Consider the following 19,853-nt stretch of genomic DNA (forward strand, 5'->3'; position numbering starts at 1 on the left):
TTGACTATGTGCGGACGTTTTGCCACCACCTTGCCTAGTGATGCGATGGCGCAATTATTTGCAGCACAGCCCGGCAATGATTTGCCCGATGTACCGAATTTCAACGTCTGTCCCACCAATCAGATCCACGTGGTGACAGGCGCTGGTGATGGCACGCGGCGGTTGAGCGCCATGCGGTGGGGATTTGTGCCGCGCTGGTATAAAAAGCCCAATGGTGGTCCCTTACTAATCAACGCGCGCGCTGAAACCATCGCGACAAAACCAGCTTTTGCGGAGGCGGCACGCTTACGGCGCGCATTGGTCATTGCCAGCGGGTTTTATGAGTGGACCAAAACGCCCGAAGGCATACGCAACCCCTGGTACATCACGCCAACCCGTGGCGAGGTGCTGGCCATGGCTGCGGTTTGGCAGGACTGGACCAGCACGCAGGGAGATCTGCTGCGTTGCTGTGCATTGGTGACGACGGCGGCCAACAGGAAAATGGGCAAAATTCATCACCGCATGCCCGTAATCGTGAAGCAAGAAGACTGGGCGCTCTGGTTGGGCGAGGCGGGGCATGGTGCTGCCAAGCTCATGCATGCAGCGGATGAGGAAGCGCTGCAAATGCACCGGGTCGATCGAGCGGTTAATTCCAATCGGGCATCGGGCGTCGATCTGATTGCGCCGCTGCTGGATGAAGACGACACGTTTTAAAAAAATTTAGACGGCCGCCAATGACCGTGGCGCTATCTGATCAGCGGCGCGCGGATCAGATTCATTTGCCCTTCGATCAAACCGTCGGCCCAACCCTGAAACCGACCGGTCACTGCGTGTTCGATGCGCAAAGTAACCTCAGAACCGTTTTCAAATGGCCCGATAGACCATATCCCTTCGGCACTGCTGAGTGCGTGATGGCTGCCGCTTGCATTCACGAAGCGCACGGTATCACCTATTTCGACGTCGATCAGTTCCGGAGAATAGGCGGATTGCAAAACGGTAACGACGTGTTCATTGGCATGTACGGGTTTGCCTAATGTTGAAACAGTAACAAGAAATGCCACGGCAAGTCGCAAAACTGAGTTGCTTGGCATGGCGGGTTCCTTTCGACCGATAGCGTCAAGAGGCTACAGATGAATTGCGGCTGAAAAAGGCCACTCTCATGTTGATAAGGTGACGAAACGCATGTTTGCGGGGGGTTTTGGTCGTTCCAATGCAGCGACGGCGCAACCTCTGTAAGAGGCGCGTTGAGGTATTAACCAGTGAGCGGTTGTGTTGTCAGCCAATTCCTGAACGAGGATAGGGCCGGGGGATCTTCGCGCTCGCTTGGCCAGACCAAGTAGTAGTTTCCGATGCTTTCCGATGTGCGTTCAGAGGCAAGGACCAATTGCCCGCTGGAAAGGTACGGTTCCGCAAAAAAGGTGGGTAGCAGTGCGATGCCTAACCCGTGAATGGCGGCCTGTGCCATGGTCGAGAACTGATCAAAAATCATCCCCGGAGGCAGCTTGGCTTCGATGCCCAGGGTGCGCATCCACCGGGTCCAGCCGAGGGGACGCGTATCAAGATGCAACAAGTCGTATTGCAAGATTTGGTGTGCGTCCGTGAGCGGCGCGGTGATCAGGCCGGGTGCGCAAACCGGCACGACGGTCTCCGGCAGAAGCGGCAGGTAGCTGACGTTTGGCCAATCCTCCCGCCCAAAATGAATTGCCGCATTGAAAGGAGAAACCTGAAAGTCGAAAGGCGCAAGTCGCGTTGACAGATTCACCGTGACTTCGGGGTGACGGCGCGCAAAATCGCGTAAACGAGGGGCAAGCCAGTGCATGCCAAAAGCCGGCAGGATCGCAAGGTTGAGCGTGCCGCTTTCCGTATTTGTTTGCACCGAAATTGTAGCTTGCCCCAAGCGTTGCAAAATACTGCGGACTTCGCGCACGTATTCTTCCCCTTGAGGCGTCAGTACCAGTCCACGCCCTTTGCGTGCCAAGAGGGCTACACCTACCTGGTCTTCAAGGGAGTTGAGTTGGCGGCTTACGGCGCTTTGTGTCAATGCCAGTTCACCGGCCGCCAACGTGGCACTGCCAAGGCGCGCGACGGCTTCAAAAGCGACGAGTGCGGAAATGGATGGCAGATAGCGGCGCGGAACGGACATATGAGTTTTTCTCATGCATTGCAAAACAAAGCATCGTTAGTCTTTTGCACTGGGGTTTGCAATAATGGCGCAAAGCTGACGTAACTCCGTTTCGAGTGAGAGGAAAAGACATGAACGCTGAGAGCCCCATTCTGAAAGCCAAAGACGCACCCGATTTGGGCGCCTTTGAATGGTCGGACCCTTTCCGCCTGTCTGAGCAACTGCAAGAAGACGAGCGCATGATACAGGACTCCGCGCGGGCTTATGCGCAGGAAAAACTGCAGCCACGCATCATTGACGCTTTCGCAAATGAAACGACTGATGCGTCTATCTTTCGCGAAATGGGCGATATGGGGTTGCTTGGGGTGACGTGCCCCGAAGAATACGGTGGTTTGGGTGGATCATACGTGTCCTATGGTCTGGTGGCGCGCGAAGTTGAGCGGGTCGATTCCGGATATCGCTCAATGATGTCCGTGCAATCCAGTCTCGTGATCTATCCGATTTACGCATATGGCTCAGAGGCGCAGCGCACGAAATACCTGCCCAAGCTCTGCTCCGGTGAGTGGATCGGGTGCTTCGGTTTGACTGAACCGGATGCAGGTTCGGATCCGGCAGGCATGAAGACCCGGGCCGTCAAAACCGCAACGGGCTACAAATTGACGGGGTCCAAAATGTGGATCTCGAATGCGCCGATCGCTGATGTTTTTGTGATCTGGGCGAAGTCCGAAGAACACGGCGGTAAAATCCGCGGCTTTGTGCTTGAAAAGGGCATGACGGGTCTCAGCGCCCCCAAAGTCGGTAACAAGCTGTCGCTTCGTGCATCAATCACCGGCGAGATTGTTATGGAAGGCGTCGAGGTGAGCGAGGATGCTCTATTGCCGAATGTGCAGGGTCTCAAGGGACCGTTTGGATGTCTGAACCGCGCGCGCTACGGCATTAGTTGGGGTGCAATGGGCGCGGCTGAGTTTTGTTGGCATGCAGCACGGCAATACGGGCTTGACCGGCATCAATTTGGCAAACCGCTTGCGGGCACGCAGTTGTTCCAGAAAAAGCTCGCGGATATGATGACCGAAATCTCGCTTGGGCTGCAAGGCGCGCTGCAGGTGGGCCGTTTAATGGATCAAGCCAAAGCAGCCCCCGAGATGGTCAGTATTGTCAAACGCAACAATTGCGGCAAGGCGTTGGATATTGCGCGGATGTCACGTGACATGCATGGCGGCAATGGCATTAGCGGTGAATTTCAGGTGATCCGCCACATGATGAACCTCGAAACGGTGAATACGTATGAAGGGACGCATGACGTTCATGCGCTGATCCTGGGGCGTGCGCAAACTGGCATACAGGCATTTTTCTGAGGTCATTTGCCGGGCCGGGACAATCCAACAACAATGAGTAACTGATGGACCGCGTTCAAATCGTTCATGAAAATTTCCTGTCGCGTCTCACGTCTCAGGATTTCCCCGAAGGACGCGCACCAAAAGGTCAGCTTTCCAACGAGGTCGCTTTTAGCCTGTACAAGTCTCAGGTGCTGAGCCGCGCCTTGGATATTGAGAGCCGCGCGATGCAACGGGCGGGACAGGGGTTTTACACCATCGGTTCCTCGGGCCACGAAGGCATGGCCGCCATAGCACAAGCCCTGCGACCAGATGACATCGCTTTTCTGCATTACCGCGATGCGGCGTTTCAGATCGCACGGGCAGCGCAAGCCGGTCAGAATGGCATGATGCGCGACATTCTGCTGAGTTTCGCCTGCTCATCAGAGGATCCAACAAGTGGGGGGCGGCATAAAGTGCTGGGCAGCCGTGCTTTGATGATCCCGCCCCAAACATCCACCATCGCCAGTCATTTGCCAAAAGCTTTGGGAGCGGCCTATAGCATCGGGCTTACGCGCCGCCGTGCACCCGAACATCAATGCCTGGCACGTGACGGCCTTGCAATGGTCTCTTTTGGGGATGCGTCGGCCAATCATTCGACGGCGCAAGGCATGATCAACGCGGCAGGCTGGACTTCTGTCCAAGGGGTGCCTTTGCCGCTTTTGATGGTTTGTGAGGACAACGGCATTGGCATTTCGACGAAAACGCCAAGAGGCTGGACAAAGGCCTCGATGCAACATCGACCCGGCATTGCGTATTTCGAGGCGGATGGATTGGATATTTTTGATGCCTTCGCCGTGGCCAGCGAGGCGGCGGAATATGTCAGAACCAAACGCAAGCCCGCGTTCTTACATTTGACGACTATTCGGCTCTATGGGCATGCAGGCGCAGATGTTGTCACAAGCTATCTGCCGCGCGCTGAAGTTGAGGCCGATGAAGCGAATGATCCTCTTTTGCATAGTGCCCGGCTCTTGATCGAGGCAAAAGCGGCGACTGCGGATGTTTTGTTGCAAGTGTATCAAGATACGTTGGAGGCGGTTCACGCAGACGCGAAACTGGTTGTAAAACGCCCGCATCTGCAATCGGCACAAGACGTGATGTCGAGCATTGTGCCACCGCCGCGTGCCTGCGCTCCTAGTAACGGCCCTGATCCAAAACACCGCAAGAGCTTGTTTGGCTCAGATTTTGCGCAAATGGACACGCCGCAGCCGATGTCGCGTCTGATCAATTGGGCGTTGCACGATTTGATGTTGGAGCATCCTGAGACATTGGTTATGGGCGAAGATGTTGGCCGAAAAGGCGGCGTTTATGGCGTCACCCAAAAGCTGCAAGCGCGCTTTGGCCCTGATCGTGTGATTGATACGCTGTTGGATGAACAATCCATTTTGGGTCTGGCGATTGGCATGGCGCACAACGGATTTATCCCGATGCCGGAGATTCAATTCCTCGCATACCTGCACAATGCGGAGGACCAACTGCGCGGCGAAGCGGCAACACTACCGTTTTTCTCCAATGGTCAGTGGAGCAACCCAATGGTGTTGCGCATCGCGGGTTTGGGCTATCAAAAAGGGTTTGGCGGGCATTTTCACAACGACAATTCGCTGGCGGTGCTGCGGGACATACCGGGTCTGATTGTTGCGTGCCCATCAAACGGGCATGATGCGGCGCAGATGCTGCGCGAATGCCACCGGCTTGCGCGAGAAGAGCAGCGCGTCTGTGTGTTCGTGGAGCCGATTGCCTTGTATCCAATGCGAGATCTGCACCATGAAGGTGACGGGGCGTGGATGACACCGTATCCAGAACCAGATGCGCGGCTTCCGCTTGGATCCATTGGCGTCCACGGTGATGGGGCGGAGGTTGCGATCGTGACCTATGGCAACGGTCACTATCTGTCGCGACAGGCACAGGAGGTGTTGGAAGCCGAAAATATCGGAACGCGGGTCATTGACTTGCGCTGGCTGGCACCTTTGCCGGAAACCGCTCTGTTGGAGGCGATCCGAGGATGCCACCGCATTCTGATTGTAGATGAATGCCGTCGTACCGGCGGCCAGGCGGAAGCCTTGATGGCATTGTTTGCCGAAAACAACGTAGCACAAGTTGCGCGTTTAAGCGCGACGGATAGTTTCATTGCAACTGGACCGGCCTATGCCGCAACGCTTCCGTCACGGGACAGTATTGTGTCGGCGGTCAAAGATTTGTTGGGCTTATACAGCTCGGAATGAGAAGCCCGCTGGAGCAACGATGCGACGATTCGTTCCCGGTTCATGCCATAGAGCCAACACGCATAAAGTTTGAGCTTTCCGACAAAACGATTGTTGAAGGGTCGGGCGAAACCTCAACGTGGTGGTATTGTTGAAACGACAAACAAACTATGTGCCGACAGACCTGATTAAATCGGACTGGCGATGTCGACTTGGAAATGTGGCGGAAAGCTCGCCGTTGGATTGGACCGTCATGTTTCAGAAAACGAACCAATTGACATTTATAGACATTTTCCCGGTCGCGTCGAATGCGCTTCAAAGGGATTGATACGTCTGTTTCGGGAGACGTCATAGTACCTGTCATCGAAAGCAGGAATTCTAGAATTCTGACTTGAAAATACGCACCGTCACACGCCAATCCACGCGCTTTTGCACACGTGTGCAAAAAAAACTTGCCAAGAGGCAATCTGAATGTCTAGCGTTAGGTGACGCTTGCAAAAAGCAGGTCTGCGACGGCGGGGTTATCATGGCTGAAATTCAACTGCGAAACATCAACAAGCGGTGGGGAAGCTTTGTAGGCGTCGATAATTTCGACCTCACAATTGCGGATCAGGAATTTCTTGTCTTGCTGGGTCCGTCGGGCTGCGGAAAGACAACAACCATGCGGATGATTGCCGGGCTGGAAGATGCCACAGATGGCGAGATCATTATCGACGGCAGAGTAGTCAACGATCTGGATCCCAAGGATCGCGATGTCGCGATGGTGTTTCAGTCTTATGGTCTTTATCCGAACATGAACGTCTACGATAACATCCGCTTTCCGCTGAAAGTTCGGAAAATTCCCGAAAACGAACACGACGAACGTGTACGACGTGCATCGGCCATGGTTGAATTGGATGAATTTCTCCATCGCAAGCCTGCCGAACTCTCCGGCGGCCAACGCCAGCGCGTTGCGCTCGCGCGGGCAATTGTACGCGAGCCTAATGTCTTTTTGATGGATGAACCACTGTCGAACCTCGATGCAAAACTGCGCGTGTCGACGCGCGCTCAAATCAAGAACCTGAGCCACGAACTCAAAGTGACGACTGTTTACGTAACACATGACCAGATTGAGGCCATGACGTTGGCGGATCGGGTGGTCGTTATGAAACAGGGCAAGGTGCAACAGGTCGGCACGCCCACGGACATCTATGATCATCCGGAAAACACCTTCGTGGCGAGCTTTATCGGCAGCCCGGCAATGAACCTGATGGATGGTTCGATCAGCGGCGGAGTATTCAGCGGCGACAAAGTCTCAATCCCCGGACTGTCTGGCGGTGAGGGGCCGGTCATTCTGGGATTTCGTGCCGAGGATGCGACCTTGGCGGAGGGCACCAACGGCCAGATCACGGCACCCATCTATACCATCGAGTTATTGGGTGATGCGACGATGTTGACGGTGCGCGCAGGCGGACAACTCGTTTCAGTCAAAGCGCACAAGGAGTTTCGTGCCGAGATCGGGGATATAGTGTCTTTCGACGTGCCGGTCTCCATCTGTCATTTGTTTGATGAAAAAACCGGGACGCGCATCAACGCGGCTTGATCCAATCCGCCCCTTTGTGGGGCCCACAAAGGGTGCAGCCTTGCAAGATGCACCCAAGCCAATTGCAACAGGGAGTTTGCATATGTTTTTTAGGAAAATTGCACTGGCGGGCGCGATCTCGCTTATGGGGAGCGCTTCTTTTGCGACCTGTTCTTACGAAAATACCACCCCGATCAAATCATTGTCGGCGGGATTTGAAGCTTGGAAAGCAGTTACAGACGCCATGGCGGAATGCGGAAACTTTCAAGCAGAGCTGGATCAGGAATTCCGCACAAAACAGCCTGCAGCTTTTGAGGCCAACCCATCGCTATACCAGATCGGGGGCGTCTCGAACGGGACAATCACACCGCTGATCAATGCCGGGACCATTCGTCCACTGGATGATCTGGTGGCAAAATATGGGCAGAACCTTACGCCAAACCAACTCATTCGCATCAACGGCGAAATTATGGCCGTTGCAATGATGGTGAATACGCAGCACCTGATGTACCGTTCGGATGTGTTCGCGGATCTGGGCATCGACGTTCCGACAAGCTGGGACGAAGTCTATGCGGCCGCTGAGAAAATTCAGGCGGCGGGCGTGGTGGATTACCCCTTGGGAGCAACCATGAAATCCGGCTGGAATCTCGCGCAGGAATTCGTGAACATGTATCCGGGCTTTGGCGGAAAATTCTTCAATGAGGATAACACGGCGGCCGTCAATTCCGACGCGGGTATGCAAGCGCTCGCTACGATGCAAAAGGCGCTGGCATTCACTGATCCAGAAGTTCTTGTGAGTGATTCAACCTATGTTCAGCAACAGTTTCAGCAGGGCAAGATCGCGATGGCAAACCTGTGGGCGAGCCGTGCCGGTGCCATGAATGATGCGGCGGAAAGCCAGGTTGTTGGAAAGGTTGCGATGGCCGCCGCTCCGGCGGCTGTTGAAGGCGGAGCGCCAGCAACGACACTTTGGTGGGACGGTATCGTCATCGCCAAGAATATTACGGACGAGGAAGCCGATGCGGCCTTCCGTCTGGCGATGGAAGGGCTTGATGCGGAGACGGTTCAGGGCGCAAATGAAGCTGCGATCTGGTTGGTGCAAGGCTATGAACCAACAGATATCGCTGCAGGTGCGATCGCTACTGCGACAGCCAATCCGGCACCTCCTGCATACCCTTCAACCACGCAGATGGGTTTGATGCATACGGTTTTGGGCAACGAGTTGCCCGCGTTCTTAACCGGCGAACGTGACGCTCAAGCGACGCTCGTGGCCATTGAAGAAGCCTATACGACCTCTGCCAAAGAAGCGGGCGTTTTGAAGTAACGGACCATGCGCTGGTTGGTGCATGTACCGGCCAGCGCATGGTTTTCAGCGGTTTGCAAAGCCGGTCTGGATACATTGCAAAGCGGTTTTTCGCGAGGAGTGCTCAATGAAATTCAAGACATTCGCAGCCTTTGTAGGACCCTCCGTCTTTATGATGTTGCTATTCATCGCCGCGCCTTTGGTCAGCGTTTTCATCCAGAGCTTTCAGGTCACGCAACCCATTCTGGAGCGCGTGGAGGTTGAAACCTGCACGCCTGGTTTCCTGACCCAGACCTGTACGACCGAAACCAAAACCGTTCCCGTGCTTGATGACAATGGCAAGACCATTACACAGACCCGATGGGTTGGTTTGCAAAGCTACCAAAACGTTTTGCAAATGGACAAATTCTGGGAAGCCGTCAGCAACGGAAGCTGGCGCGATATTATGCAGATTGATTTTTGGAAAGCGCTGCGTTTCACGCTGTCTTTTACCCTGCTGACCTTGCCGCTCGTGATCGGTGTCGGGTTGGCCATTGCGTTGGCGGTGAACAACGCCACGCGCGCAATCCGGGGTCCAATCATCTTTATCTCTTTGTTGCCTTTTATCATCACGCCAGTGATCGGGTCATTGTCAATCTACTGGTTGTTTGTCGGAGACGGTATCCTGACCGCCATGATGGAGCGCTGGACGGGCACCAATATCTCCATGTTCGCACAGGCATGGACCATTGAGCTCCTGATGTATTTCTACCGGGTCTGGCACGTCGCGCCTTTTGCCTTCGTGATTTTTTATGCCGGGCTGCAGACCGTGAATATGGACACTCTGGAATCGGCCGTGATCGACGGTGCCAGTCGCTGGGAACGTCTGCGCCATGTGATCGTGCCGCATCTGATGCCGCTCATTGTCTTCATCGCGCTGATCCATCTGATGGACTGTTATCGCGTCTTTGAGGAAATTGTCGGTTTCCGCAGTCAGGCGCATGTGATCTCGCTGCAATGGCTGACGTATGACTTCATGACGCCGGATGATGCGGGCAACCGCGCGATTTCACGCGCCTCGGCCTCGGCCATGCTGACCATGATCGGGATTGTATTCTTGTTGATTCTGCCGCTGCGTCGCACATGGCGCGACCACAAAGGGAGCGCGCACTGATGTCCACGCCCAAAGCCATGCAGCAGTCGTTGGCACTGCGTCTATCATCTGGTGCGTTCCTCGCCTTCTGGTGTGTTCTGGCCGCCTTTCCGATCTTTTGGATTGCGGTCATGAGTTTCAAATCCCCCGTGGATGCTTTTGCGGCCAGCCCGTGGGATGTGATCTTCGGTCCAGCGACTCGCGCCGGGGGCGATGGCCTTTCGGTGATCGACATCGCCTTTGGGTTGGTGGTGATCTTTTTTGCCATCCGTTGGGCCTTTACCAAACTGCCCGCGATGGTGCAGATCTACTGCCCGCCGGGTCTGATGATCCTGGGGTGGATCTTTGGTGCCGTGCTTTATGCGGTTGGTTTCGTGCTGATCTTCTTTGGTCTCATGCCGTTGATTCTGGGCGTGCTGAACAGCCTGCTGGGCCCTCTCGGAGCACCCGTGCTGGGCCTGACGACCGAACACTACGTCGCGGTCTGGGGTGAAAACGAATTCTACCGCAACTTCCTGAACTCCATGCTGGTGACGGCGGGTGTGGTCACGATTTCGCTGACGGTGGGAACGTTGGCGGGCTACGGCCTCGCGCGGTCCGGCTCTGATCTGGCGTTCTGGCTGCTGATCCTCGCGCTCGTGTTTCGTGCTCTGCCACATTCCGTACTTGTGGCGGGTTATCTGCCAGTTTTCATCAATTCCTCAGAGATCCTGCGCCCGATTCTTGGTGAAGGCGCTCCAACGCTTTATGGCCAGCCCTGGGCGGTTATCGCGGTGCTGGTCTCGATCAACCAACCCTTCACCATCTGGATGCTGCGGTCCTTCTTCCAGAATATTCCGGCCGAACTTGATGAGGCTGCCCGTGTGGATGGATGCAGCCATTTTCAAGCTTTCCGCCGGGTGATCATGCCAGTCATGTGGCCGGGCGTCATCACAACAGGTCTGTTCAGCTTTCTGCTGGGGTACAACGATTTCCTCGTCACCTCGCTGCTGCTGGATGCGCAAAACCAGACGATGGTCCCGGCGATCGCGGGGTATTTCAACCGTGAAACCACAACCACGGATCAGGTTGAAGCCGTGGCGGCTGCGGTCTCGATTACTGCGCCTCTGTTTCTCTTGGTTATGGTGTTTCAACGCCAAATCGTATCGGGTCTGACGGCGGGGGCTGTGAAGGGCTGATGAGTAAGAATGCCAGATCCGGGCTTATGCAGCGCCACCCAGCCCTCAACAGAGTGCCTCGAGATTTTATCTTGAACCGCGCGGGATCACGCCATGCGCATTTTCAAAATCAAGATGAAAGGACTCCCAATTGAAGGGTTCGAGACCAGAACAGGCGATACTCAGTCGCGACACTGACATGAGCAAGACAGATGAAACCCGCGCCGTGATCGAAGGCATGGTGGATGGATTGAACGATCACAGAATAGACGACATCGGTGCGTTTTTCGCCGAAAGTTTTCGTTGGATGGGCAATCAGGGATGTGGGTCAAAAACCGGGTTGCAGGAGTTTCAGGACAATTGGCAACGCCCGTTTCAGGCGGCTTTTTCGGATAAGGTTTGTGTGGATGAAGCGCGCCTGTTCATGGGTGAATGGGCTGCGGCCTTCGGGCGCCAGGAAGCTACGCATTCGGGGGACTTCATGGGCGTTGCTGCCACCGGCAAGCGGATCGAAATCCGCTACATGGATTTCTGGAAGGTCGAGCAGGGCCGCATTACTGACAATTGGGTGATGGTCGATTTTCCCCACGTATTGGACCAGTTGGGCCGAGATGTATTTCAGGGTGAAGGCTGGGAGGCTTTTGATCGGGGCGAAAAGACGCCGCCGCGCCCTGCGTCTTGAGGAGTTTGCAAAGTGACGATTGAGTATTTGAAAACAGGCAAACCTGCATTGGAACGCGCGGAAGATGACGCGAAAACGCGCGCGTCGGTTGAGGCTATTCTGTCTGATATCGAGGCGCGGGGTGACGTCGCCGTGCGCGAGCTATCTGAAAAATTCGACAATTACGCTCCCGCCAGTTTCAAACTGAGTGCTGCAGAGATTGACGATTTAATCGCGCAACTGTCTCAGCGCGAGTTGGACGACATTAGGTTTGCCCAAGCGCAGGTGCGCAATTTCGCGCAGGCACAACGGGACAGCATGCTCGATATCGAAGTGGAAACCATGCCTGGCGTTATTCTGGGCCACAAAAATATCCCGGTGCAATCCGTGGGCTGTTACGTGCCCGGCGGTAAATTTCCTATGGTGGCCAGTGCGCATATGTCGGTTGCCACCGCGAGTGTCGCAAAGGTACCGCGCATCATCGCTTGCACGCCCCCGTTTAAGGGCAAACCAAATCCGGGCGTCATCGCCGCGATGCATTTGGGTGGCGCGCATGAGATTTACGTCATGGGCGGTATTCAGGCGGTCGGTGCCATGGCCATTGGCACGGACACGATTGATCCGGTTCACATGATCGTAGGGCCCGGCAATGCCTATGTGGCTGAGGCAAAAAGACAGCTTTTCGGGCGCGTCGGCATTGATCTGTTCGCAGGACCCACCGAGACGATGGTAATTGCCGATGATACGGTGGATGCGGAACTATGCGCCACTGATCTGCTGGGTCAGGCAGAGCACGGATACAATTCGCCTGCTGTTTTGCTGACCAATTCGCGTAAACTGGCGGAAAATACCCTTCGCGAAATCGACCGTATTCTTGAGATCCTACCGACGGCAGAAACGGCCTGCGTCAGTTGGGAGGATTACGGAGAGGTGATCCTTTGTGATACATATGACGAGATGCTGGCGGTCGCGGATGACATCGCCTCGGAGCACGTACAGGTGATGACAGATCGTGATGATTGGTTCCTGGAAAACATGACCTGTTACGGCGCGCTTTTTCTGGGAGCACGCACGAATGTGGCCAATGGCGACAAGGTGATCGGGACAAATCACACTTTGCCTACCAAGAGAGCCGGACGGTACACTGGCGGGCTTTGGGTTGGGAAATTCCTTAAAACACATAGTTACCAGAAGATTTTGACGGATGAGGCGGCGGTAGAGATCGGGTCCTATGGGTCGCGCCTGTGTATGCTCGAAGGTTTCGTGGGCCATGCGGAGCAATGCAATCTGAGGGTGAGACGCTATGGTGGTATCAATATCCCCTACGGCGAAGGGGCCCCGGCAGAGGAAACCGCGGAGTAGGCAGGGACGCCGGGGCGTTGCCCCAGACCCCAGAGTATTTCAGGCCAAAAGAAATCATGGACCAACACTCAAGACACAAAGAGTTAATGACGCCGCTGCGCGGGACGATGTATGATTTTGACCTTGCAGATCTGCGTCGGGTTTTGTGCGAGATCTGTGCGCCTGATGTGGTGTTTAACCTTGCCTTCCCGTTTGAAACCATCGGCGGAGTGGATGCCTATGTGGACCAGGTGTACGCACCCTTGTTACGTGCATGGCCAGACCTAGAGCGGCGAGATCATATCGTTATGGCGGGGTCGACGCCGGAGGGCTGTGATTGGGTCGGCTGTGGTGGGTTCTATCTTGGCACCTTCACGGACGCCTGGCTGGACATCCCACCATCCGGCCATACCGCGCATATGAGATTTCATGAGTTTTATCGTTTCAAAGATGGCAAGTTGGTGGAAATGCAGGCGCTTTGGGATATCCCAGAAGTGATGATGCAGTCTGAGGCCTGGCCAATGACCCCCAGCCTCGGGCGAGAATGGCATATACCAGGGCCTGCCACCTGTGATGGTATCATAACCGCGCCTTACGATGATAAAAAGGGCCGTGCCACCTGTCAGCATATTATCGATATGCTGGAATTCCTGAAACGCCACCCTTCCCAAGGTGGGCCGGAAGTCATGCAGATGGAACGGTTCTGGCATCCGCGGATGACATGGTATGGGCCGGCGGGCATTGGCACGGGGCGCGGCATCGACGGGTTTCGCAAGTGGCACCAGATCCCATTCCTGAATGGTATGCCGGATCGCGGTCAATACGTGGATGAGATCGAATATCATTTCTTTGGTGATCACAATTATGCTGCCGTAACCGGTTGGCCAGATATGTATCAGTCCATTACCCATGGGGGGTGGCTTGGGATTGCGCCGACTGGGCAAAAGATCGAAATGCGCAGCTTGGATTTCTGGCGCGTGGAAAACGGATTGATACGCGAAAACTGGGTATTGGTGGACCTGTTGCACATGTATGATCAGATTGGCGTGGATGTTTTTGCGCGCATGCGGGAATTTAACAAGGCCCGTTCGGGATTTGACAGCGAAACGGGGAAGGCACTTTGATGGACCTGCCAAGAACGCCGAAATTTGATCTGACCGGCGAGCGCGCCTTGGTGACGGGCGCGTCGTCAGGCATTGGGTTGGGGTGTGCCATTGCATTGGCAGAAGCGGGCGCACATGTGGTTTGTGCAGCGCGTCGAGCGGATGTGCTCGAAGCCTCGGTGAACGCAATGGCGGCGCAGGGCTTATCGGTCGAAGCCATGCAACTGGATCAAACGGATATTGCGGCTTTGCCGGATGTTTTTGTTGCGCCGTTTGAAATTGTAATCAACTCAGCAGGTCTTGCGCGGCATTCCCCTGCGGTTGAAACGACACCGGATGATTTTGACGCCGTGATGAATATTAATCTGCGCGGTGCGTATTTCCTCTCAAGCCATGCGGCAAAGGCACTGATGAAGGCTGGTAAAAGAGGTTCTATTATCCATATCTCGAGTCAGATGGGCCATGTGGGTGGTGTGGATCGCGCGGTATACTGCGCCTCCAAACATGCGTTGGAAGGCATGGTCAAATCCATGGCCATAGAGTGGGGCAAGTCCGGTATCCGCATCAACACGATTTGTCCGACGTTTATCCGCACCCCTCTTTCTGCCGTGACTTTTGACAACCCGGAACGGCTCGCGTGGATCATGGAAAAGATAAAACTGCCGCGCGTCGGGGAGGTAGAGGATATTATGGGCGCTGCGTTGTTTCTGGCTTCTGACGCCTCTGCGATGATTACGGGGACATCCTTGAAGATTGACGGCGGCTGGACGGCGGGTTGATGGGCAGGCTTGAATAATATGGGCAAGGTGACATCCATGGAAGTGGCCGAAAAGGCGGGCGTCAGCCGTTCCGCCGTGAGCCGCGTGTTCACGCCCGGTGCATCTGTGAGCAAGAGTACCGCCGACAAGGTACGTCGGGCGGCGGCGGCGCTCGGGTATCGTCCCAACGTGCTGGCGCGGTCTTTGATCACGGGGCGCAGCCGGATCATCGGGCTTGTGGTGGCCTATCTGGAAAATCAGTTTTATCCCGAAGCGATTGAACGTTTGTCCAAGGCTTTGCAGGCCAAAGGATACCACGTGCTTGTCTTTATGGCCTCAAATGATCACGAAGCGACGCAGGGTGTTATTGACGAACTGCTCGACTACCAAGTGGATGCGATTATTGCCGCCTCTGTGGGACTGTCCAATGACCTGACCAAACGTTGTGAGGGGCTCGGCATCCCCATCGTGTTGTTCAACCGGCATCAATATGACGAACGCCTGACCAGCGTAACATCCGACAACGTTACGGGCGGGCGTAAGCTGGCTGAATTCCTTGTTGCAGGTGGGCACAAACGTATCGCTCACATCGCTGGGTGGGAAGGCGCATCCACCCAGATCGACCGAGAGGCTGGTTTCATGGCGGGCCTCAAAGACGCCGGTCAAACGCTTTTTGCGCGTGGCACCGGGAATTTCAATTTTGAAAAGGCGAAATCTGCGGCGCGTGAGATGTTCGGTGCGCAAGAACGCCCTGATGCGGTCTTTGTTGCAAATGACCATATGGCCTTCGCCGTGATGGATGTGCTGCGGTATGAATTGGATCTGAGTGTTCCGCAGGATGTTTCTGTGGTTGGATATGATGACGTGACGCTGTCCCATTGGCCAAGCTATGACCTCACAACCGTGCGCCAGCCGACGAACCAGATGGTCTCGGCCACTGTTACGGCACTTTTGGCCCGTCTTGCTGAGGATGATGAAGAACCGCGCCGCATTACCCTCGACGGCCCGTTGATTATCCGCGGCTCTGCCCGCAAACCGGAAGGTAACCAGCCATGAAAGGCTTCGATCCGAAATTCAAGGATTTCCCAGACTATATCATCGGGATTACACGCGAAATCTGGGAAGAGCGCGGGATAGCGACGCTACACCAGTACTATTCGGATGACATCGTCGTGCGCTCCCCTGCCTCCGTTGTGATTGGCAATCAAAATGTAATCGGCGCGACAATGGCGACATTGGCCGAATTCCCGGACCGTACCCTCTTGGGAGAAGACGTGATTTGGTCCGGTACACCCGAAGAAGGGATGTTATCCTCGCATCGGCTGCTGAGCACGGCGACCCATACCCATGATGGGGTTTATGGCAAAGCAACGGGTAAAAAGCTCACCTATAGGATTATGGCGGATTGCCATGCGATCAACAATCAGATCAATGACGAATGGCTGATCCGGGATCAGGGAGCGATCGTGCGACAATTGGGATGGCATCCCAAGGACTATGCCGCTGATCTGATCGAACGCGAAGGTGGGCCCGAAACATGCGTTAAGCCACTGGCGCCGGAAACAGATCAACCCGGCCCCTATAAAGGGCAGGGCAACGAAAACGAATGGGGCGCTAAATACGCCGATATCATCACCCGTATCATGGGTGCGGATATGGCGGCGATCCCTGTGGAATACGACCGTGCAGTTCATGTGGAATACCCTGGTGGCGTGACCGGTCATAGTCACGGCGATGTCGATCAGTTCTGGATGGGGCTGCGCGCGTCCTTCCCGGATGCGACGTTCCAGATAGATCACCAGATTGGTCGCGATGATCCGTTAATGCCGCCACGCGCCGCATTGCGTTGGTCATTGACGGGTAAACACAGCGGCTGGGGTAGCTTTGGCGCGCCAACCGGGGCACAGGTCTACCTTTTGGGTATTTGCCATGCAGAATTTGGCCCTTGGGGGTTGCGCCGTGAGTATGTGATTTTCGATGAAACGACGATCTGGAAACAGATCCTGCTCCACACAGGCTAAACCGATGAATTTCAAGACTTTGATTGGCTAGGCTATTCCTTTCGAAATTTGTAGAGGCAGAAATGCACATTCAGTTTAATTATCCCACTTTGAAGGACGTTTTCGATAGCTTTGCTGCGCCCGTTCGAGAACGTTTCGTGCCCGTGATAGGTGGCAACATCAAAGCACAACAGGGTGGGAACGCGGAGGACGCACGATTTTATCCCCGAATGAGTTCCGGATGGACCACCGTGAAAAATCAACGGATAGAACGGACGGACATGATCGCATTGGCCGATGCTTTGGTCGAGATTGCTCGTGACGCGGATTCTGACGGAAAGGAAAAAAACCAATGACCCCTACCGAGATGGAAGCCCGGATTGTACGCTACGGCGATCTGATGCCTTGCAAGACCGCTTTTATTGACGCGCATACGCCGGGGAGCGATCAGAAAGAAAACTTCACGATCATCGGCGGAGGGGTGTCGGAAAGCCCGGACCAGCATGTTCATATTTCGATCCCGCATGGGTTCAACATTGGCGCTGCTGGGCAACCACCTAAGTGCCGCAATTCACTTCACAGTCACCGGACCGCTGAAGTATTTTTCGTCCTGAAAGGAAGGTGGCGGTTTTTCTGGGGGCGCTGGGGGGATGCGGGTGAGGTCGTTCTGGAAGAGGGCGACATCATCAACATTCCAACTGGGATTTTTCGCGGCTTTGAAAACATTGGCACCGATTACGGGATGATCATGGCGATCCTTGGCGGGGATGACGCGGGCGGTGGCGTGCTTTGGGCGCCGCAAGTGATCGAGGATGCGAAGGATCACGGCCTGATCCTCGGAGAAAACGGGAAACTCTATGATAGCAAGCAGGGGGCCTGTCTGCCTGACGGCGTACATCCCATGGCAGTTTTGAGCGACGCGGAGCTCAAGACTTTTCCGGAACTGTCACCGATGGAAGTCGTCGGATTTGGTGTGCGCCGGTACAACGATATGGTGGCCATGGCGCAAAGAACGCCCTGTCTTGTGATCGGAGAGACCGGGATCATCCGGGACAAACCGGGGTTTGAAGTGAGCTTTCTCACCGGCGCATCCGCCAGCACAGAAATGCACAAACATGATCGTGCATCCGTTTTGATGCCCATGAAAGGACACTGGCACCTCACATGGGCAGGCTCTGATCTAGGCTCGGACGGGCAAGTCACGTTAAACCCAGGGGATACGGTTTCTGTGCCCGAAGGCGTTATGCACAAGGCAACGCCGTCGATGACGGGTGAAGCGTCCCTTTTTCATATCATTGCCACGGATGATGCCGCTGGCCCAACATGGAGCGGCACATGAACATCGCAACCACACACGTCGGCAGCCTTCCTCGCACCCAGGAAATCGTAGACTTCATCTTCGCGCGCGAACGTGAAGAACCCTATGATGAGGCTGCTTTTGATGCTGCCATGGCAGCGGCGGTATCGGAAACGGTGGCAAAACAAATCGCCGCTGGCGTGGATATCGTCAGCGATGGCGAGACGTCAAAGATCTCTTATGCGACCTATGTCAAAGATCGCTACACTGGGTTTTCCGGTGACAGCCCACGCAATGCGCCAGCTGATCTCAAGAAGTTCCCCAGTTTCCTAAAGCGCTTGGCGGATGATGGTGGCACGCCGAAATATGCGCGCCCCATGTGTACTGGTGAGGTGACTTCCAAAGGGCAGGGGGAACTGCAAAAGGATATCGCAAACCTCAAAGCGGCGATGGCACAGCACGGGGCACAGCGCGGTTTCATGAATGCGGCCAGCCCCGGTGTGATTTCTCTGTTCCTGCAAAACGATTTCTACAAGACTCGAGAGGCTTACCTGGCGGCGCTGGCAGATGCGATGCGTGAGGAATACCAAACCATTGTGGCCGCCGGTCTGGATGTGCAACTTGACTGTCCTGATCTGGCGCTGTCACGGCACATGCTGTTCAACGATCTAAGCGATACGGAGTTTTTGAAAATCGCTGGGGCGCATGTAGAAGCGTTGAACCACGCTTTGCAGGATGTGCCTGAAGACCGTGTGCGCATCCACATCTGCTGGGGCAACTACGAGGGGCCGCATGTCTGCGATATCGGGATGGAAAAAGTGTTCGATACGCTGATGTCCGCAAAGGCGCGCCATGTATTGTTTGAGACTTCTAACCCCAGGCATGCCCATGAATGGACGGTGTTTCGGGATCGCAAAGCCGATATCCCGGACACCAAAGTGCTGGTGCCGGGCGTGGTGGATACGACGACAAATTTCGTCGAACATCCTGAACTGGTGGCACAGCGGATCGAGCGGTTCACCGGAATTGTGGGTGCACAGCGCGTGATTGCCGGATCGGATTGTGGTTTTGGGACGTTCGCTGGGTTCGGCGCGGTTGATCCAGAGATCGCCTTTGCCAAGCTGCAAGCCTTGTCTGACGGGGCAAAACTGGCAGGGCAGCGATAATGGACGACGCCCTTTTGGACCTGCTGCGCCGTGTGGATACACCCACTGTTTGCAATGCGATTGAGGTCGCACAAGGAAAACGCGGGTTCAACGATTTCACCCGAGGCACGATGCTGGCGTCTGATCCGAGCGCTGGGGCGATGGTGGGTTATGCGCGCACAGCACGTATTCAAGCTGTGAACGCCCCAAGTGAGGCACCCGACGTTATCCGTGCGCGCCGCATGGGGTACTATAAATACATGGCGGAAGGGCCGCGCCCTGGGGTTGCGGTCGTCCAGGACATGGATGTGCCGAATGCAATTGGTGCCTATTGGGGTGAAGTGAACACCAATATTCACAAGGCATTTGGCTTGTCGGGGGCCTTAACTGATGGCGTGATGCGCGACCTTGGCGACCTACCGGATGGGTTTCCGGTGGTTGCCGGATCCGTTGGACCCAGCCATGGGTTTGTCCATGTGATCGATTTTGATCAACCAGTGCAGATTTTTGGAATGAAGGTTGCGCCGGGTGACTTGATTCACGCGGATCGTCACGGGGCTGTGGTGATTCCGGAAGAGGTTGTTCCGGGTTTAAGCGATGCGATTGAACAGCTCTTTAAATCCGAAAAGATTGTTTTTGATGCCGTGAAAGATAAGCAAATCAGCTTTGCGGAATTCGAGGCGGTTTGGGCGGCGTTCGAGGCCTCCCGTACCTGAACAA

At 55.2% G+C, this 19,853-nt stretch carries 18 protein-coding genes; 16 read left to right on the forward strand and 2 right to left on the reverse strand.

Features of this window, described 5'->3' with window-relative positions; genetic code table 11:
• The first annotated feature begins 6 nt into the window (after nucleotides 1–6).
• Nucleotides 7–693, forward strand: a complete 687-nt coding sequence (locus R8G34_18415) for an SOS response-associated peptidase (protein MDW3224827.1) — start codon at nucleotides 7–9, stop codon at nucleotides 691–693.
• Nucleotides 694–725: 32 nt separating this feature from the next.
• On the opposite strand, the gene R8G34_18420 is transcribed toward R8G34_18415, so the two are convergent.
• Both R8G34_18420 and R8G34_18425 read right to left on the reverse strand, forming a co-directional pair.
• Nucleotides 726–1,070 carry a hypothetical protein gene (locus R8G34_18420; protein MDW3224828.1) on the reverse strand — a complete coding sequence of 115 codons (345 nt, stop codon included), beginning with the start codon at nucleotides 1,068–1,070 and terminating at the stop codon, nucleotides 726–728.
• 161 nt (nucleotides 1,071–1,231) lie between these two features.
• On the reverse strand, nucleotides 1,232–2,122 hold the full coding sequence (locus R8G34_18425; GenBank protein MDW3224829.1) for a LysR substrate-binding domain-containing protein: 891 nt from the start codon (nucleotides 2,120–2,122) through the stop codon (nucleotides 1,232–1,234).
• A gap of 110 nt (nucleotides 2,123–2,232) precedes the next feature.
• Between R8G34_18425 and R8G34_18430 the strand changes: the two genes are divergently transcribed.
• From R8G34_18430 to R8G34_18500, 15 genes are all read left to right on the forward strand, one after another.
• Nucleotides 2,233–3,456, forward strand: coding sequence for an acyl-CoA dehydrogenase (locus R8G34_18430; protein MDW3224830.1), 1,224 nt, complete (start codon nucleotides 2,233–2,235; stop codon nucleotides 3,454–3,456).
• A gap of 44 nt (nucleotides 3,457–3,500) precedes the next feature.
• Nucleotides 3,501–5,696, forward strand: coding sequence for a thiamine pyrophosphate-dependent enzyme (locus R8G34_18435; protein MDW3224831.1), 2,196 nt, complete (start codon nucleotides 3,501–3,503; stop codon nucleotides 5,694–5,696).
• Nucleotides 5,697–6,201: 505 nt separating this feature from the next.
• Nucleotides 6,202–7,257, forward strand: coding sequence for an ABC transporter ATP-binding protein (locus R8G34_18440; GenBank protein ID MDW3224832.1), 1,056 nt, complete (start codon nucleotides 6,202–6,204; stop codon nucleotides 7,255–7,257).
• Nucleotides 7,258–7,339: 82 nt separating this feature from the next.
• Nucleotides 7,340–8,560 carry an extracellular solute-binding protein gene (locus tag R8G34_18445; GenBank protein ID MDW3224833.1) on the forward strand — a complete coding sequence of 407 codons (1,221 nt, stop codon included), beginning with the start codon at nucleotides 7,340–7,342 and terminating at the stop codon, nucleotides 8,558–8,560.
• Nucleotides 8,561–8,666: 106 nt separating this feature from the next.
• The gene (locus tag R8G34_18450; protein MDW3224834.1) at nucleotides 8,667–9,692 is read left to right on the forward strand and encodes a sugar ABC transporter permease; all 1,026 of its coding nucleotides are present in this window, start codon (nucleotides 8,667–8,669) and stop codon (nucleotides 9,690–9,692) included.
• Nucleotides 9,692–10,849 (forward strand): carbohydrate ABC transporter permease, encoded by a 1,158-nt coding sequence (locus R8G34_18455; GenBank protein MDW3224835.1) that lies wholly within the window; start codon nucleotides 9,692–9,694, stop codon nucleotides 10,847–10,849. Before R8G34_18450 ends, R8G34_18455 begins: the two co-directional genes overlap by 1 nt.
• Before the next feature lie 130 nt (nucleotides 10,850–10,979).
• Nucleotides 10,980–11,510: an ester cyclase gene (locus tag R8G34_18460; GenBank protein MDW3224836.1), complete on the forward strand. Its 531-nt coding sequence runs from the start codon at nucleotides 10,980–10,982 to the stop codon at nucleotides 11,508–11,510.
• Between the two features lie 12 nt (nucleotides 11,511–11,522).
• Nucleotides 11,523–12,851: a histidinol dehydrogenase gene (gene hisD / locus R8G34_18465; protein MDW3224837.1), complete on the forward strand. Its 1,329-nt coding sequence runs from the start codon at nucleotides 11,523–11,525 to the stop codon at nucleotides 12,849–12,851.
• An 86-nt stretch (nucleotides 12,852–12,937) separates the two neighbouring features.
• Nucleotides 12,938–13,954, forward strand: a complete 1,017-nt coding sequence (locus R8G34_18470) for an ester cyclase (GenBank protein MDW3224838.1) — start codon at nucleotides 12,938–12,940, stop codon at nucleotides 13,952–13,954.
• Nucleotides 13,954–14,712, forward strand: a complete 759-nt coding sequence (locus tag R8G34_18475; GenBank protein MDW3224839.1) for an SDR family oxidoreductase — start codon at nucleotides 13,954–13,956, stop codon at nucleotides 14,710–14,712. Before R8G34_18470 ends, R8G34_18475 begins: the two co-directional genes overlap by 1 nt.
• Before the next feature lie 18 nt (nucleotides 14,713–14,730).
• The gene (locus R8G34_18480) at nucleotides 14,731–15,747 is read left to right on the forward strand and encodes a LacI family DNA-binding transcriptional regulator (protein MDW3224840.1); all 1,017 of its coding nucleotides are present in this window, start codon (nucleotides 14,731–14,733) and stop codon (nucleotides 15,745–15,747) included.
• On the forward strand, nucleotides 15,744–16,712 hold the full coding sequence (locus R8G34_18485; GenBank protein MDW3224841.1) for an ester cyclase: 969 nt from the start codon (nucleotides 15,744–15,746) through the stop codon (nucleotides 16,710–16,712). Before R8G34_18480 ends, R8G34_18485 begins: the two co-directional genes overlap by 4 nt.
• Nucleotides 16,713–17,043: 331 nt before the next feature.
• The gene (locus tag R8G34_18490; protein MDW3224842.1) at nucleotides 17,044–18,030 is read left to right on the forward strand and encodes a cupin domain-containing protein; all 987 of its coding nucleotides are present in this window, start codon (nucleotides 17,044–17,046) and stop codon (nucleotides 18,028–18,030) included.
• Complete coding sequence (locus tag R8G34_18495; GenBank protein MDW3224843.1) at nucleotides 18,027–19,154, forward strand: cobalamin-independent methionine synthase II family protein; 1,128 nt, start codon at nucleotides 18,027–18,029, stop codon at nucleotides 19,152–19,154. The genes R8G34_18490 and R8G34_18495 overlap by 4 nt, the downstream gene beginning before the upstream one ends.
• A complete protein-coding gene (locus R8G34_18500) occupies nucleotides 19,154–19,849 on the forward strand; it encodes an RraA family protein (protein MDW3224844.1) in 696 nt (231 codons plus the stop codon). Before R8G34_18495 ends, R8G34_18500 begins: the two co-directional genes overlap by 1 nt.
• The last annotated feature ends 4 nt before the right edge of the window (nucleotides 19,850–19,853 follow it).

The sequence above is a fragment of the Paracoccaceae bacterium genome, from assembly GCA_033344815.1.
In the GTDB taxonomy this organism is placed as follows: domain Bacteria; phylum Pseudomonadota; class Alphaproteobacteria; order Rhodobacterales; family Rhodobacteraceae; genus Roseobacter.